Raw genomic sequence first — 13,589 nt, 5'->3', positions numbered from 1 at the left:
GAATGTGTATGGGTGGTATCAGTATTTGGCAGTTACTCATTGTTGTCGTCATCGTGGTTCTGCTTTTTGGGACAAAAAAGCTGAGCTCGCTCGGTTCAGATTTAGGGGCGTCGATCAAAGGCTTTAAAAAGGCCATGAGCGACGAAGAGAAACCGGAAAAATCCTCCGCGCCGGATGCAGATTTCGCGGCGAAGACCCTTGCTGATAAGCCGGATGATGCAAAGAAAGACGAGACTAAACGCCACGACAAAGAGCAGGTGTAATTCGTGTTCGATATCGGTTTTAGTGAGCTGCTGCTGGTATTCGTGATTGGCCTCATCGTTCTGGGGCCACAGCGACTACCGGTAGCGGTAAAGACGGTGGTGAGCTGGATCCGCACGCTGCGGTCGCTTGCGGCTACCGTACAAAATGAAATTACCCAGGAATTAAAACTGCAGGAGTTTCAGGAAAGCCTTAAAAAGGTGGAAAAGGCCAGCCTGGACAACCTGACGCCCGAGCTAAAAGCTTCAATGGATGAACTGCGTGAAGCGGCTGAATCTATGAAGCGATCCTACTCCGCCCACGATCCTGAAAAAGCCAGCGACGAAGCCAATACCATTCACAACCCGGTCGTAAAAGGGAGTGAAGAGCAGCGCAAGGACGTGACGCCAGCGACGGCTGAACATCAGGCCAGTGCGCCAGAGCATGCGCCTGACTCCGTGTCTGAAGAACTCCCCGCTTCGCAGAGTGAAATCCCGGCAGCGAAAGTGAAAGCTGCCGTGTCGGCTTCCGATTCCTCCTCCCCTGTACCGAGTGATAAACAGTAAAAATGGGCGTAGACGATACTCAACCGCTAATTACGCATCTGATTGAGCTGCGCAAGCGCTTGATCAACAGCATTCTTGCGATTCTGGTGATTTTCCTGGCGTTAGTCTATTTCGCCAACGATATCTATCAGCTGGTTTCCGCGCCGCTGATTCGGCAGATGCCGGTCGGTGCGACCATGATCGCCACGGATGTGGCCTCGCCTTTCTTCACGCCGATCAAGCTGACCTTTATGGTATCGATAATTTTGTCGGTCCCGGTCATTTTGTATCAGGTCTGGGCCTTTGTGGCGCCAGCGCTGTATAAGCATGAACGTCGGCTGGTTATGCCGCTGCTGGTCTCCAGTACGCTGCTGTTCTATATCGGCATGGCCTTTGCCTACTTCGTCGTTTTCCCGCTGGCGTTTGGTTTTCTGACCCACGCGGCGCCGGAAGGCGTACAGGTCTCTACCGATATTCGCAGCTACCTCGACTTTGTGATGGCGCTGTTTATCGCCTTTGGCGTCTCATTCGAGGTTCCGGTGGCCATCGTCCTGCTGTGCTGGATGGGCGTCACCACGCCGGACGACCTGCGTAAGAAACGCCCCTACGTACTGGTTGGCGCATTCGTTGTCGGGATGCTGCTGACCCCGCCGGACGTGTTCTCGCAAACCCTGCTGGCGATTCCGATGTACTGTCTGTTTGAGGTCGGGGTCTTCTTCGCGCGGTTCTACACCGGTAAACGCCTGACGCGTGATGAGGATGCCGCTGCCGAAGAGGCGCAGGGCAAAGAAGAATAACGTTCAACCGCCCGCCAGGGCGGTTGCCGTATGGGAGCGATGATGTTTGATATCGGCGTAAATCTGACCAGTTCGCAGTTTTCCCGCGATCGCGACGAGGTGGTTTCCCGGGCCCGGGCGGCGGGCGTCAGCGGGATGCTATTGACGGGAACCAACCTGCATGAAAGCGCGCAGGCGCAGCAGCTGGCGCGCCGTTATTCCGGGTGCTGGTCAACGGCCGGCGTTCATCCCCACGACAGTCGCAGCTGGACGGACTCGGCGGCGGCAGCGGTCTATGCGCTGGCTCGCGAGCCGGAAGTCGTTGCGGTGGGTGAGTGCGGGCTGGATTTCAACCGCAATTTTTCGACGCCTCAGGAGCAAGAAGCGGCGTTTAGCGCTCAGCTGGCGCTGGCCGCGGAGCTGTCGATGCCGGTATTTCTGCACTGCCGCGATGCGCACGAGCGCTTCCTGGCCCTGCTGGTGCCCTGGCTTGATAAGCTCCCGGGGGCCGTTGTGCATTGTTTTACCGGTAGCCGCGAAGAGATGCGCGAATGCGTGGAGCACGGTTTATTTATTGGTATCACCGGCTGGGTATGCGATGAGCGTCGGGGGCTGGAGCTGCGAGAGCTGCTGGTCGATATTCCGGCAGAGCGCCTGCTGATTGAGACCGATGCGCCGTACCTGTTGCCGCGAGATATGCTGCCAAAACCCGCTTCTCGCCGCAATGAGCCCGCCTACCTGCCGCATATTCTGACCCGCATCGCGCAATGGCGTGGGGAGGAGGCGCAATGGCTGGAAGACGTGACTGATGCTAACGTCAGAAGACTTTTTGGCGTGGGTTTTTAAGCGCCGTCAGATTTTATAAAAGTCAGTATTTTTAACGCTCTGGAGCACCTGCTTGTTAAGCAGATTCAGCAGCAGCATCGAGCGGGCTTCGCCGTCCGGTTCGGTAAAAATAGCCTGCAGACCCTCAAAAGCGCCATCGGTAATCAGCACGCTGTCGCCTTCGTGCGGCGTTTCAGGATCGGTGATACCTTCCGGTTTGTAGATGGAAAGCTGATGAATGACGGCAGATGGCACGATAGCGGGCAGCGCGCCGAAACGCACAAAACTGTTCACACCGCGCGTGGCGCTGATGGTAGTGGTATGAATCACTTCCGGGTCGAACTCGATAAACAGATAATTTGGGAACAGGGGCTCGCTGACCGTCGTGCGTTTACCGCGGACGATTTTTTCCAGCTCGATCGTTGGCATCAGGCAATTGACGGCCTGCCGTTCAAGGTGTTCCTGGGCTCGTTCAAGCTGCCCACGTTTGCAATAAAGTAAGTACCAGGCTTGCATAATGACTCTTTCCAATGCTACTAGCTGCAAGCATAACAAAAGCCCGGTACGATCGCGAAATCATTGCGGGTGAAAACTAAATTTCAGCGTTCTTTCACGCTAATTTAACAAAAATACAGCATAGCTCCGGCGAACGCCGTATAATCACCCGCCTGTATAGAGGTCAATAACAACTCCATGAAATACCACGATCTACGCGAATTTCTGACATTACTGGAGCAGCAGGGGGAATTGAAACGGATCTCCCTGCCGGTCGATCCTCACCTGGAAATCACCGAAATTGCCGACCGCACTTTGCGAGCTGGCGGTCCGGCGCTGCTATTCGAAAATCCCAAGGGCTACGCCATGCCGGTGCTGTGTAATCTTTTCGGCACGCCGCGGCGAGTCGCGCTGGGGATGGGGCAGGAGGATGTCAGTTCTCTGCGGGAAGTGGGTAAGCTTCTGGCATTCCTGAAAGAGCCGGAACCCCCAAAAGGCTTCCGCGATCTGTTTGATAAGCTGCCGCAGTTCAAACAGGTGCTGAATATGCCGACTAAGCGTCTGCGCGGAGCGCCGTGCCAGCAAAAAATCATTCAGGGTGATGAAGTTGATTTGACCCGTATCCCGATCATGACCTGCTGGCCGGAAGATGCCGCGCCGCTGATCACCTGGGGTCTGACGGTGACCCGCGGCCCGCATAAAGAGCGGCAGAATCTGGGCATTTATCGCCAGCAGCTGATTGGCAAGAACAAGCTGATTATGCGCTGGCTATCGCATCGCGGCGGCGCGCTGGACTTCCAGGAGTGGTGCGCGGCGCGTCCTGGCGAGCGTTTCCCGGTCTCCGTCGCGCTGGGCGCCGATCCGGCAACCATTCTCGGGGCGGTGACTCCGGTTCCGGATACTCTTTCCGAATATGCTTTTGCCGGGCTACTGCGCGGCACCAAAACCGAAGTCGTGAAGTGCATCTCTAACGATCTTGAGGTGCCCGCCAGCGCGGAGATCGTGCTGGAAGGGTATATTGAAGCCGGAGAAATGGCGCCGGAAGGCCCCTATGGCGACCATACTGGCTACTACAATGAAGTGGATAACTTCCCGGTCTTTACCGTTACCCACATTACTCAGCGTGAAGATGCCATCTATCACTCGACCTATACCGGGCGTCCGCCGGATGAGCCGGCGGTACTGGGCGTTGCGCTGAACGAAGTGTTCGTCCCCATTCTGCAAAAGCAGTTTCCTGAAATCGTGGATTTCTATTTGCCGCCTGAAGGCTGTTCCTATCGCCTGGCGGTCGTCACGATGAAGAAGCAGTACGCCGGTCACGCGAAACGCGTCATGATGGGCGTCTGGTCGTTCCTCCGCCAGTTCATGTATACCAAGTTCGTTATTGTCTGCGATGACGATGTCAACGCGCGCGACTGGAATGATGTGATTTGGGCGATTACTACCCGTATGGACCCGGCGCGTGATACGGTACTGGTAGAAAATACGCCAATTGATTATCTGGATTTTGCCTCACCGGTTTCCGGTTTGGGTTCAAAAATGGGGCTGGATGCCACAAATAAATGGCCTGGAGAGACCCAGCGCGAGTGGGGTCGTCCGATCAAGAAAGATCCTGAGGTGACGGCGCGCGTCGACGCCATCTGGGATGAACTGGCTATCTTCAAATAACAGTAAGCGGGGCTACGCCGCTGTTTTGCACAATAGACCCGACAGAGGGGACGCATGACAACCTTAAGCTGTAAAGTGACCTCAGTGGAGGCGATTACCGATACTGTGTATCGCGTTCGATTAGTGCCGGAAGCGGCGTTTTCCTTCCGTGCCGGTCAGTATCTGATGGTCGTGATGGACGAACGCGATAAGCGCCCATTCTCGATGGCCTCCACGCCGTCGGAACAGGAGTTTATCGAGCTGCATATCGGTGCATCTGAACTGAACCTGTATGCGATGGCGGTGATGGATCGAATCCTGAAAGAGCGTCAAATCGAGGTCGATATGCCGCATGGCGAAGCCTGGCTGCGCGATGATGAAGAACGTCCTCTGATTTTAATCGCCGGGGGAACGGGCTTCTCTTACGTGCGTTCGATTCTGCTCACCGCGCTGGCGCGCAATCCGAATCGCGATATCGCCATCTACTGGGGCGGGCGCGAAGCGAAACATCTCTATGACCTGGCCGAGCTCGAAGCGTTAAGCCTGCAGCATCCGGGCCTGCGCGTCGAACCCGTTGTTGAGCAGCCTGACGCCGAGTGGCGTGGCCGTACCGGAACCGTACTCACGGCGGTTCTGCAGGATTACGGTACGCTGGGCGAGCATGATATCTATATCGCTGGCCGCTTCGAGATGGCGAAAATTGCCCGCGACCTGTTCTGCAACGAGCGCGGCGCGCGCGAAGATCGCCTGTTTGGCGATGCCTTTGCGTTTATCTGATAGCCGCTCTGCCGGCATCCGGGCTTTTGGCCCGGATGCTGTTGTTACCGGGCATCGCTGAAGTAAACGTACAGCGGTCGCTCGTTTTCCAGCAAACAGAGCATTTTCCCTACCGGGTTCCCTTCTTTTTCCAGCGTGGCGGCTAGCTGCGTCGCGATATGCTGGCTGCCTATCTTCTCATCATAGCGTTCGGTAGTGATATCGGTGACGGTCAGATCCTTGAACCGCTCGCTTTGCGGATCCTGCGCCATTTTACCGATCCCCCATGAGAGGCAGGCCTGAGCGTTATCCTGTTCGCTGGCGAGCGCTGCGGCAGGGAACGTCGTTAGCAAAAAAATGATGGGGATTATTTTCATGACTCTTCATTATCCTTAATGAGCGTGACGTATCCGGTGATAATAACCGAATAGCGGAAATAAAAAACCCGCCCCTGACAGGCGGGAAGAACGGCAACTAAACCCTCTCTCTTCGCCATTGTCACCATAACTGCGTTGGCTGCATTCATTCACCCGAATCACTTACTATATGTAAGCTCATCGGGATTCATTCACTTGCCGCCTTGTTCTGGCACCAATGGCTTTGAGATGACTCTTTGATTAAACCCGCTCGAATACCGTCGCGATACCCTGACCTAAACCAATACACATCGTCGCCAGGCCGAACTGCGCGTCTTTGCGCTCCATCTGATTGATCAATGTGGTGCTAATGCGCGCGCCGGAACAGCCGAGCGGATGACCCAGGGCGATCGCGCCGCCGTTGAGGTTGATCTTCTCGTCGATCTGTTCCATCAGTCCCAGATCTTTAATGCACGGCAGGATCTGCGCGGCAAAAGCTTCGTTCATTTCGAACACATCAATATCGCTGGTGGAGAGCCCGGCTTTTTTCAGCGCCAGTTTTGACGCGGGAACCGGACCATAGCCCATTATTGACGGGTCGCAGCCAACGACAGCCATCGAACGCACGCGAGCGCGGGGCTTCAGGCCCAGCTCGCGGGCGCGGCTTTCGCTCATTAACAGCATGGCTGCGGCGCCATCGGAGAGGGCGGATGAGGTTCCCGCCGTCACGGTTCCGGTTACCGGATCGAAAGCGGGTCTAAGCGCGGCCAGCGCTTCAACCGTTGTCTCCGGGCGAATCACTTCGTCGTAGCTGTAAGACTTCAGCACGCCGTCGGCGTCGTGACCGCCGGTTGGGACAATTTCCGCTTTGAATGCGCCGGATTGCGTCGCAGCCCAGGCGCGGGCGTGGGAGCGAGCCGCAAACTGGTCCTGCATCTCGCGGCTGATGCCGTGCAGGCGCGCCAGCATTTCTGCCGTCAGCCCCATCATTCCGGCGGCTTTGGCGACGTTACGGCTCAGGCCCGGATGGAAATCTACGCCGTGGCTCATCGGGACGTGGCCCATATGCTCTACGCCGCCAATCAGGCATACGCTGGCGTCGCCGGTCATGATCATGCGTGCCGCGTCGTGAAGCGCCTGCATGGAAGAACCGCACAGCCGATTGACCGTGGTGGCGGGTACCGAATGCGGGATTTCCGCCAGCAGCGCCGCGTTGCGGGCAATATTGAAGCCCTGTTCCAGAGTCTGCTGAACGCAGCCCCAGTAAATATCGTCAATCGTGCTGGCTTCAAGGGATGGGTTGCGTGAAAGCAGGCTACGCATCAGGTGCGCGGAGAGATCTTCTGCGCGCACGTGGCGAAAGGCGCCGCCCTTTGAACGGCCCATCGGGGTACGAACTGCATCGACAATGACAACCTGTTCCATTGTGACTCCTTAAGCCTTTTTCAGGTCGCCTGGCGCACGGGCAGGCTCAACCGGTGGATAGTACGGTTCGTTATGACGCGCTTTGCTGCGCAATCCTTCCGGCACGTCGTATAGCGGGCCGAGATGCTGATACTGCTGGGCCATATCGAGATATTTTGCGCTACCGAGCGTATCCAGCCAGCGGAACGCGCCGCCGTGGAACGGAGGGAAGCCCAGGCCATAAACCAGCGCCATATCGGCTTCTGCCGGGGTGGCGATAATGCCCTCTTCGAGACAGCGCACCACTTCGTTGACCATGGGGATCATCATGCGGGCGATAATCTCTTCATCGCTGAAATCACGCTTCGGCTGGCTGACTTCCGCCAGCAGGCTATCGACTGCGGTATCCTCTTCCTTCTTCGGCTTACCTTTACTGTCTTCTTTGTAGCGCCAGAAGCCGAGGCCATTTTTCTGGCCGAAACGGTTAGCGTCGAACAGCGCATCGATCGCATCGCGATAATCTTTCTGCATCCGCTGCGGGAAGCCCGCCGCCATGACCGCCTGCGCGTGATGCGCGGTATCAATGCCAACGACGTCCAGCAGATAGGCCGGGCCCATCGGCCAGCCAAACTGCTTCTCCATCACTTTATCGACTTTGCGGAAGTCCGCGCCGTCGCGCAGCAGCTGGCTGAAACCGGCGAAGTAGGGGAACAGCACGCGGTTAACAAAGAAACCGGGGCAGTCGTTGACCACAATCGGCGTTTTGCCCATTTTGCTGGCCCAGGCGACCACTTTCGCAATGGTTTCGTCCGAGCTTTTCTCGCCGCGAACGATCTCGACCAGCGGCATCCGGTGTACCGGGTTAAAGAAGTGCATACCGCAGAAGTTTTCCGGGCGCTTCAGTACGCTGGCCAACTCGCTGATGGGAATGGTGGAGGTATTCGAAGCCAGCACGGTATCCGGGCGGACTTTGTCTTCCGTTTCCGCCAGCACCGCTTTTTTCACTTTCGGATTCTCAACAACGGCTTCGACCACGACGTCCACGCGTTCAAAGCCGGCGTAATCCAGGGTTGGCTGAATAGTAGAAATGACGCCAGCCATCTTAAGACCGTCGATTTTGCCGCGCTCAAGCTGTTTATTCAGCAGCTTGGCCGCTTCGGTCATGCCCAGCGTCAGCGATTTGTCGTTGATATCTTTCATGACGACCGGCACGCCTTTCCAGGCTGACTGGTATGCAATGCCGCCGCCCATAATTCCCGCGCCCAGCACGGCCGCGTGTTTTGGCGTGTCGATATCTTTCGTCAGCTTCTTCGCTTTTGCTTTGACGTACTGATCGTTAAGGAAGATACCTACCAGCGCACGCGCCTCGTTGGTATGCGCCAGCGGGACGAAACTTTTATTTTCCAGATCCAGCGCTTCTTCGCGGCCAAAGCGGGCGGCGGCTTCGATGGTTTTAACGGCGGTAATCGGGGCCGGGTAGTGCTTCCCGGCGGTTTGCGCCACCATGCCTTTGGCGATGGTAAAACTCATCGCGGCTTCAATTTTACTCAGATGCAGCGGCTCCAGCTTCGGCTGGCGCTTCGCCTTCCAGTCCAGGTCGCCTTTAATAGCCTGACGCAGAATCGCGACCGCGCCATCGATCAGTTTTTCATGCTTAACCACGCCATCGACGAGGCCGATTTTTAAGGCCTGTTCGGCGCCAACGTCTTTGCCGGCGGCAATGATTTCCAGCGCGCTGTCCGCGCCAAGCATCCGCGGCATCCGCACCGAGCCGCCAAAGCCCGGCATGATGCCCAGCTTCGTTTCCGGCAGACCAATGCGCAGATCCGGCGTCGCCAGGCGATAATCGGTCGCCAGCACGCATTCGCAGCCGCCGCCCAACGCATAGCCGTTGACGGCGGAGATGGTCGGAAGCGGCAAATCTTCCAGGCGATTAAATACGCTATTAGCGAAATGCAGCCACTGGCTGAGCTGTTCTTCGGGAACCAGGAACAGAGAAAGAAATTCGGTGATATCCGCGCCGACAATAAAAGCGGCTTTCTCGGAGCGTAGCAGCAGCCCTTGCAGATTTTTTTGTTTTTCAAGTACGTCCAGCGCTTCACCGAGGCTGGCTACGGTTGCGGTATCGAGCTTGTTGACCGAGCCGGGGGCATCAAATACCAGTTCGGCAATGCCGTCTTCCCGCCAGTCGAGGTACAGGGTGTCGCCTTTGTAGAGCATGTCAGTCTCCTGAATCCAGCAATATGATCTGGTCGTACCAGATGAGACGGAGTGTGGATTTTATGTTAAGAAATTGCAAATAAGACTTTAAATAAATGCTGGTCGGATCACACCCGGTAGAGATCACCCCGTTTGAGGTCATTGTGCTAAGATGCGAAGCATCACGATCTCATAAAATCAAAGGATAAATGATGGAATCCCTTGCCGGTCTCTATAAAAATCATATCGTTACCTTACAAGAACGCACCCGCGATGTTCTGGCCCGCTTTAAGCTGGATGCCCTGCTGATCCACTCCGGTGAACTGGTCAACGTCTTTCTTGACGATCATCCGTATCCGTTCAAGGTCAATCCCCAGTTCAAAGCCTGGGTGCCGGTTACGCAGGTCCCTAACTGCTGGCTGCTGGTGGACGGCGTCAACAAACCCAAACTGTGGTTCTATCTGCCGGTCGACTACTGGCATAACGTGGAACCGCTGCCGACCTCATTCTGGACCGAAGAGGTGGATGTGATTGCCCTGCCGAAAGCGGATGGTATCGGCAGCCAGCTGCCTGCCGCGCGCGGCAATATTGCCTATATCGGGCCGGTGCCGGAACGTGCGTTGGGGTTAGATATCGCGGCGGATAAAATCAACCCGAAAGGGGCGATCGATTATCTGCACTACTATCGTTCTTATAAAACTGACTATGAGCTGGCCTGCATGCGCGAAGCGCAGAAGTCAGCGGTTAACGGTCATCAGGCCGCTCATGAAGCGTTCCTCTCCGGGATGAGCGAGTTTGATATCAACCAGGCCTATCTGACCGCGACCGGCCATCGCGACACCGATGTACCGTACAGCAACATTGTGGCGCTGAACGAACATGCCTCCGTGCTGCATTACACGAAGCTGGATCATCGCGCGCCGGCGGAATTGCGCAGCTTCCTGCTGGATGCGGGCGCGGAATATAACGGCTATGCGGCGGATCTGACGCGTACCTGGGCGGCGCATGGCGATAGTGACTATGCTCAACTGATTAAAGACGTTAATGAGGAACAGCTGGCGCTGATTAGCACCATGAAGGCGGGCGTGAGCTACGTGGATTATCATGTCCAGTTCCATCAGCGTATTGCCAAACTGCTGCGCAAACATCAGATAGTCAAAGATATGAGCGAAGAAGCGATGGTGGAAAACGACCTGACCGGACCGTTTATGCCACACGGCATTGGTCATCCTTTAGGTCTCCAGGTTCATGATGTCGCGGGTTTTATGCAGGATGATTCGGGTACCCATCTGGCCGCGCCGGCAAAATATCCTTACCTGCGCTGCACGCGCGTACTGCAGCCGCGGATGGTATTGACGATTGAACCGGGCATCTACTTTATTGAATCGCTGCTGGCGCCGTGGCGCGAAGGGCAGTTCAGCAAACACTTCAACTGGCAGAAAATTGAAGCGCTGAAACCGTTTGGCGGTATTCGTATTGAAGACAACGTTGTGATCCACGAAAACAGTATTGAAAACATGACGCGCGATCTGAAACTGGCGTAATGGAAAGCTGGTTGATACCGGCCGCGCCGGCCACCTTTGTGGAAGAGATCAAAAAGAGCCGCTTTATCACGCTGTTGGCGCACACCGACGGCGTAGCGGCGGCAAAGGCGTTTGTCGAGTCAGTCAGGGCGGATCACCCGGATGCCCGTCACCACTGCGTGGCGTGGGTCGCCGGGCCTCCGAATGACTCGCAGCAGCTGGGGTTTTCCGACGATGGCGAACCGGCGGGGACGGCGGGTAAACCGATGCTGGCGCAGCTGATGGGTAGCGGCGTCGGCGAGATAACCGCTGTCGTCGTGCGCTACTACGGTGGTATTCTGCTGGGCACCGGCGGCCTGGTCAAAGCGTACGGCGGCGGTGTGCACCAGGCGCTTGCGCTGCTGACAACACAGCGCAAGACGCCGCTGACCGCGTATACTTTGCAGTGTGAATACGGGCAGTTGGCCGGGATTGAAACGCTGTTGGCTCAGTTCTCAGGGAAAATTGTCGAAAGCGAATATCAAGCGTCTGTTCAGCTGCGCGTGGCGCTTCCTCAGGCTGAAGTGGCGCTATTTTCAGCAAAACTGGCTGATTTTAGTCGCGGTTCGTTGCAATTACTGAAGATTGACGAATAATCCCCACCTGATTTTTTTGCATATCAAAGGAAGCGCCAGAGATGCATTTTCGCGCGATAACCCGAATCGTTGGACTGCTGGTCATTTTGTTTTCGGGGACAATGATCCTCCCGGGATTAATAGCCCTGATATATCGCGATGGTGCGGGGCGGGCGTTTACCCAGACCTTTTTTGTTGCCCTGGCGATCGGCTCGCTGCTGTGGTGGCCCAACCGTCGTGAGAAGGGTGAACTGAAATCCCGCGAAGGGTTTCTCATCGTCGTGCTGTTCTGGACGGTGCTCGGAAGCGTCGGTTCGCTGCCCTTTATCTTCTCTGAACAGCCCAACCTGAGCATTACGGATGCCTTCTTTGAATCCTTCTCGGGTCTGACAACGACCGGGGCAACCACGCTGGTTGGATTAGATTCGTTACCCCACGCCATTCTTTTCTATCGTCAGATGCTGCAATGGTTTGGCGGGATGGGGATAATCGTGCTGGCGGTAGCGATACTGCCGATACTGGGCGTCGGGGGGATGCAGCTGTATCGGGCGGAAATGCCCGGGCCGCTGAAAGATAACAAGATGCGGCCGCGCATTGCTGAGACGGCGAAAACGCTGTGGCTTATCTATGTCTTACTGACGGTGGCCTGTGCGCTGGCGCTGTGGTTTGCCGGCATGCCGGCGTTCGACGCCATCGGGCACAGTTTCTCGACGATTGCGATTGGCGGATTCTCCACCCATGACGCCAGCGTGGGCTACTTTAATAGCCCAACGATTAACTCCATTATTGCGATTTTCTTGCTGATATCGGGCTGTAACTACGGCCTGCACTTTTCATTACTCAGCGGGCGTAGCCTGAAAGTGTACTGGCGCGATCCCGAATTCCGCATGTTCATCGGCGTGCAGCTCACGCTGGTGGTGGTATGTACCCTGGTGCTGTGGCTGCATGACGTCTACAGTTCGGCGCTCATGACGGTGAATCAGGCGTTCTTTCAGGTTGTATCGATGGCGACAACGGCGGGCTTCACGACCGACAGCATTGCGCGCTGGCCGCTATTTTTACCGGTCCTCCTCCTCTGTTCGGCTTTTATCGGCGGCTGTGCCGGGTCGACTGGCGGTGGTTTGAAGGTTATCCGTATTCTTCTGCTTTTCAAGCAGGGTAACCGTGAGCTTAAACGGCTGGTACATCCTAACGCGGTATACAGTATTAAACTGGGGAACCGCGCGCTGCCGGAACGTATCCTGGAAGCCGTCTGGGGATTCTTCTCCGCCTATGCGCTGGTGTTTATCATTAGTATGCTGGCGATTATCGCCACCGGCGTGGATGATTTCTCGGCCTTTGCTTCGGTCGTTGCGACGCTGAATAACCTTGGCCCTGGGCTGGGCGTGGTGGCGGATAACTTTGCGACGATGAACCCTGTCGCAAAATGGATCTTGATTGCTAATATGCTGTTTGGTCGTCTGGAAGTGTTCACCTTGCTGGTGCTATTTACTCCGACTTTCTGGCGCGAATAACAGGAGTGCCTGTGAAAACTTTGATTCTCTTTTCTACCCGCGACGGACAGACGCGTGAAATAGCTTCCTATCTGGCATCTGAATTAAAAGAGCAGGGGATTGATGCGGACACGATCGATCTCAACCGCACCAATGAAGTGGAGTGGCCCTTATACGATCGTGTCGTCATCGGCGCATCAATCCGCTATGGTCATTTTCATCCCGCCTTAGAACGGTTTGTAAAAACGCATCTTCAGTCGCTGCAGGCGCTACCGGGCGCCTTTTTCTCGGTCAACCTCGTCGCGCGTAAGCCAGAAAAACGAACGCCGCAGACCAACAGCTACACCCGCAAGTTTCTGCTTAACTCGCCGTGGCAGCCGCAGCACTGCGCGGTGTTTGCCGGCGCGCTCCGCTATCCACGCTATCGTTGGTACGATCGGTTTATGATTCGCCTTATTATGAAGATGACCGGCGGCGAAACGGATGTCACTAAAGAAGTGGTGTATACCGACTGGCAGCAGGTGGGCAGATTTGCGCGGGAAATTGCGCAAATGACCAGCAAATAGCGCGTTAAATCACCCTGGTGATGGAAAGTTGAGCGAACGAAAAGTTTTTTGAAATTTCCCCTTGTCACTTCGGAATTACTCCCTATAATGCGCTCCCACTGACACGGAACAACGGCTTACAGCCCGCCGGGTCAGCGGGATTCAGCGATG

Annotated in this window: 14 protein-coding genes; 10 read left to right on the top strand and 4 right to left on the bottom strand. The window is 56.0% G+C overall.

What is annotated here, in order from left to right; all coding sequences use genetic code 11:
- The first annotated feature begins 8 nt into the window (after positions 1-8).
- Genes tatA through tatD form a run of 4 tightly spaced genes read left to right on the top strand, consistent with a single transcriptional unit; the run spans position 9 to position 2,407 of the window.
- A complete protein-coding gene (tatA, locus tag ABLU67_RS26100) occupies positions 9-263 on the top strand; it encodes a Sec-independent protein translocase subunit TatA (RefSeq protein WP_025108391.1) in 255 nt (84 codons plus the stop codon).
- A 3-nt stretch (positions 264-266) separates the two neighbouring features.
- Complete coding sequence (tatB, locus tag ABLU67_RS26095; protein WP_014227481.1) at positions 267-806, top strand: Sec-independent protein translocase protein TatB; 540 nt, start codon at positions 267-269, stop codon at positions 804-806.
- Positions 807-808: 2 nt separating this feature from the next.
- On the top strand, positions 809-1,582 hold the full coding sequence (gene tatC / locus ABLU67_RS26090) for a Sec-independent protein translocase subunit TatC (protein WP_004097593.1): 774 nt from the start codon (positions 809-811) through the stop codon (positions 1,580-1,582).
- Positions 1,583-1,612: 30 nt separating this feature from the next.
- Positions 1,613-2,407 carry a 3'-5' ssDNA/RNA exonuclease TatD gene (tatD, locus tag ABLU67_RS26085; protein ID WP_162934418.1) on the top strand — a complete coding sequence of 265 codons (795 nt, stop codon included), beginning with the start codon at positions 1,613-1,615 and terminating at the stop codon, positions 2,405-2,407.
- A 6-nt stretch (positions 2,408-2,413) separates the two neighbouring features.
- On the opposite strand, the gene rfaH is transcribed toward tatD, so the two are convergent.
- Entirely contained in the window at positions 2,414-2,902 is a 489-nt protein-coding gene (gene rfaH, locus ABLU67_RS26080; RefSeq protein ID WP_004097595.1) for a transcription/translation regulatory transformer protein RfaH, read from the bottom strand.
- Positions 2,903-3,079: 177 nt separating this feature from the next.
- Between rfaH and ubiD the strand changes: the two genes are divergently transcribed.
- Positions 3,080-4,549 (top strand): 4-hydroxy-3-polyprenylbenzoate decarboxylase, encoded by a 1,470-nt coding sequence (gene ubiD / locus ABLU67_RS26075; RefSeq protein WP_014227483.1) that lies wholly within the window; start codon positions 3,080-3,082, stop codon positions 4,547-4,549.
- Positions 4,550-4,603: 54 nt separating this feature from the next.
- Positions 4,604-5,305, top strand: a complete 702-nt coding sequence (gene fre, locus ABLU67_RS26070; RefSeq protein WP_014227484.1) for an NAD(P)H-flavin reductase — start codon at positions 4,604-4,606, stop codon at positions 5,303-5,305.
- A 44-nt stretch (positions 5,306-5,349) separates the two neighbouring features.
- On the opposite strand, the gene ABLU67_RS26065 is transcribed toward fre, so the two are convergent.
- The 3 genes from ABLU67_RS26065 to fadB all read right to left on the bottom strand — a co-directional run bounded on the left by ABLU67_RS26065 (position 5,350) and on the right by fadB (position 9,264).
- Positions 5,350-5,661 carry a hypothetical protein gene (locus ABLU67_RS26065; RefSeq protein ID WP_025108389.1) on the bottom strand — a complete coding sequence of 104 codons (312 nt, stop codon included), beginning with the start codon at positions 5,659-5,661 and terminating at the stop codon, positions 5,350-5,352.
- A gap of 240 nt (positions 5,662-5,901) precedes the next feature.
- Positions 5,902-7,065: an acetyl-CoA C-acyltransferase FadA gene (gene fadA, locus ABLU67_RS26060; RefSeq protein ID WP_004097616.1), complete on the bottom strand. Its 1,164-nt coding sequence runs from the start codon at positions 7,063-7,065 to the stop codon at positions 5,902-5,904.
- A 9-nt stretch (positions 7,066-7,074) separates the two neighbouring features.
- A complete protein-coding gene (gene fadB / locus ABLU67_RS26055) occupies positions 7,075-9,264 on the bottom strand; it encodes a fatty acid oxidation complex subunit alpha FadB (RefSeq protein ID WP_064358790.1) in 2,190 nt (729 codons plus the stop codon).
- A gap of 191 nt (positions 9,265-9,455) precedes the next feature.
- Between fadB and pepQ the strand changes: the two genes are divergently transcribed.
- The 4 genes from pepQ to hemG are packed head-to-tail and all read left to right on the top strand — an operon-like array spanning position 9,456 to position 13,439.
- Complete coding sequence (pepQ, locus tag ABLU67_RS26050) at positions 9,456-10,787, top strand: Xaa-Pro dipeptidase (RefSeq protein WP_009652560.1); 1,332 nt, start codon at positions 9,456-9,458, stop codon at positions 10,785-10,787.
- Entirely contained in the window at positions 10,787-11,401 is a 615-nt protein-coding gene (locus tag ABLU67_RS26045; RefSeq protein ID WP_014227487.1) for an IMPACT family protein, read from the top strand. The genes pepQ and ABLU67_RS26045 overlap by 1 nt, the downstream gene beginning before the upstream one ends.
- Before the next feature lie 41 nt (positions 11,402-11,442).
- The gene (trkH, locus tag ABLU67_RS26040; RefSeq protein ID WP_004097624.1) at positions 11,443-12,894 is read left to right on the top strand and encodes a Trk system potassium transporter TrkH; all 1,452 of its coding nucleotides are present in this window, start codon (positions 11,443-11,445) and stop codon (positions 12,892-12,894) included.
- An 11-nt stretch (positions 12,895-12,905) separates the two neighbouring features.
- Complete coding sequence (gene hemG / locus ABLU67_RS26035) at positions 12,906-13,439, top strand: menaquinone-dependent protoporphyrinogen IX dehydrogenase (RefSeq protein WP_025108385.1); 534 nt, start codon at positions 12,906-12,908, stop codon at positions 13,437-13,439.
- The last annotated feature ends 150 nt before the right edge of the window (positions 13,440-13,589 follow it).

Origin of the sequence: Klebsiella sp. GN_Kp190 (genome assembly GCF_040061795.1) — a bacterium.
Classification (GTDB): domain Bacteria; phylum Pseudomonadota; class Gammaproteobacteria; order Enterobacterales; family Enterobacteriaceae; genus Klebsiella; species Klebsiella michiganensis.
This window is presented reverse-complemented; position numbering and strand designations above follow the sequence as displayed.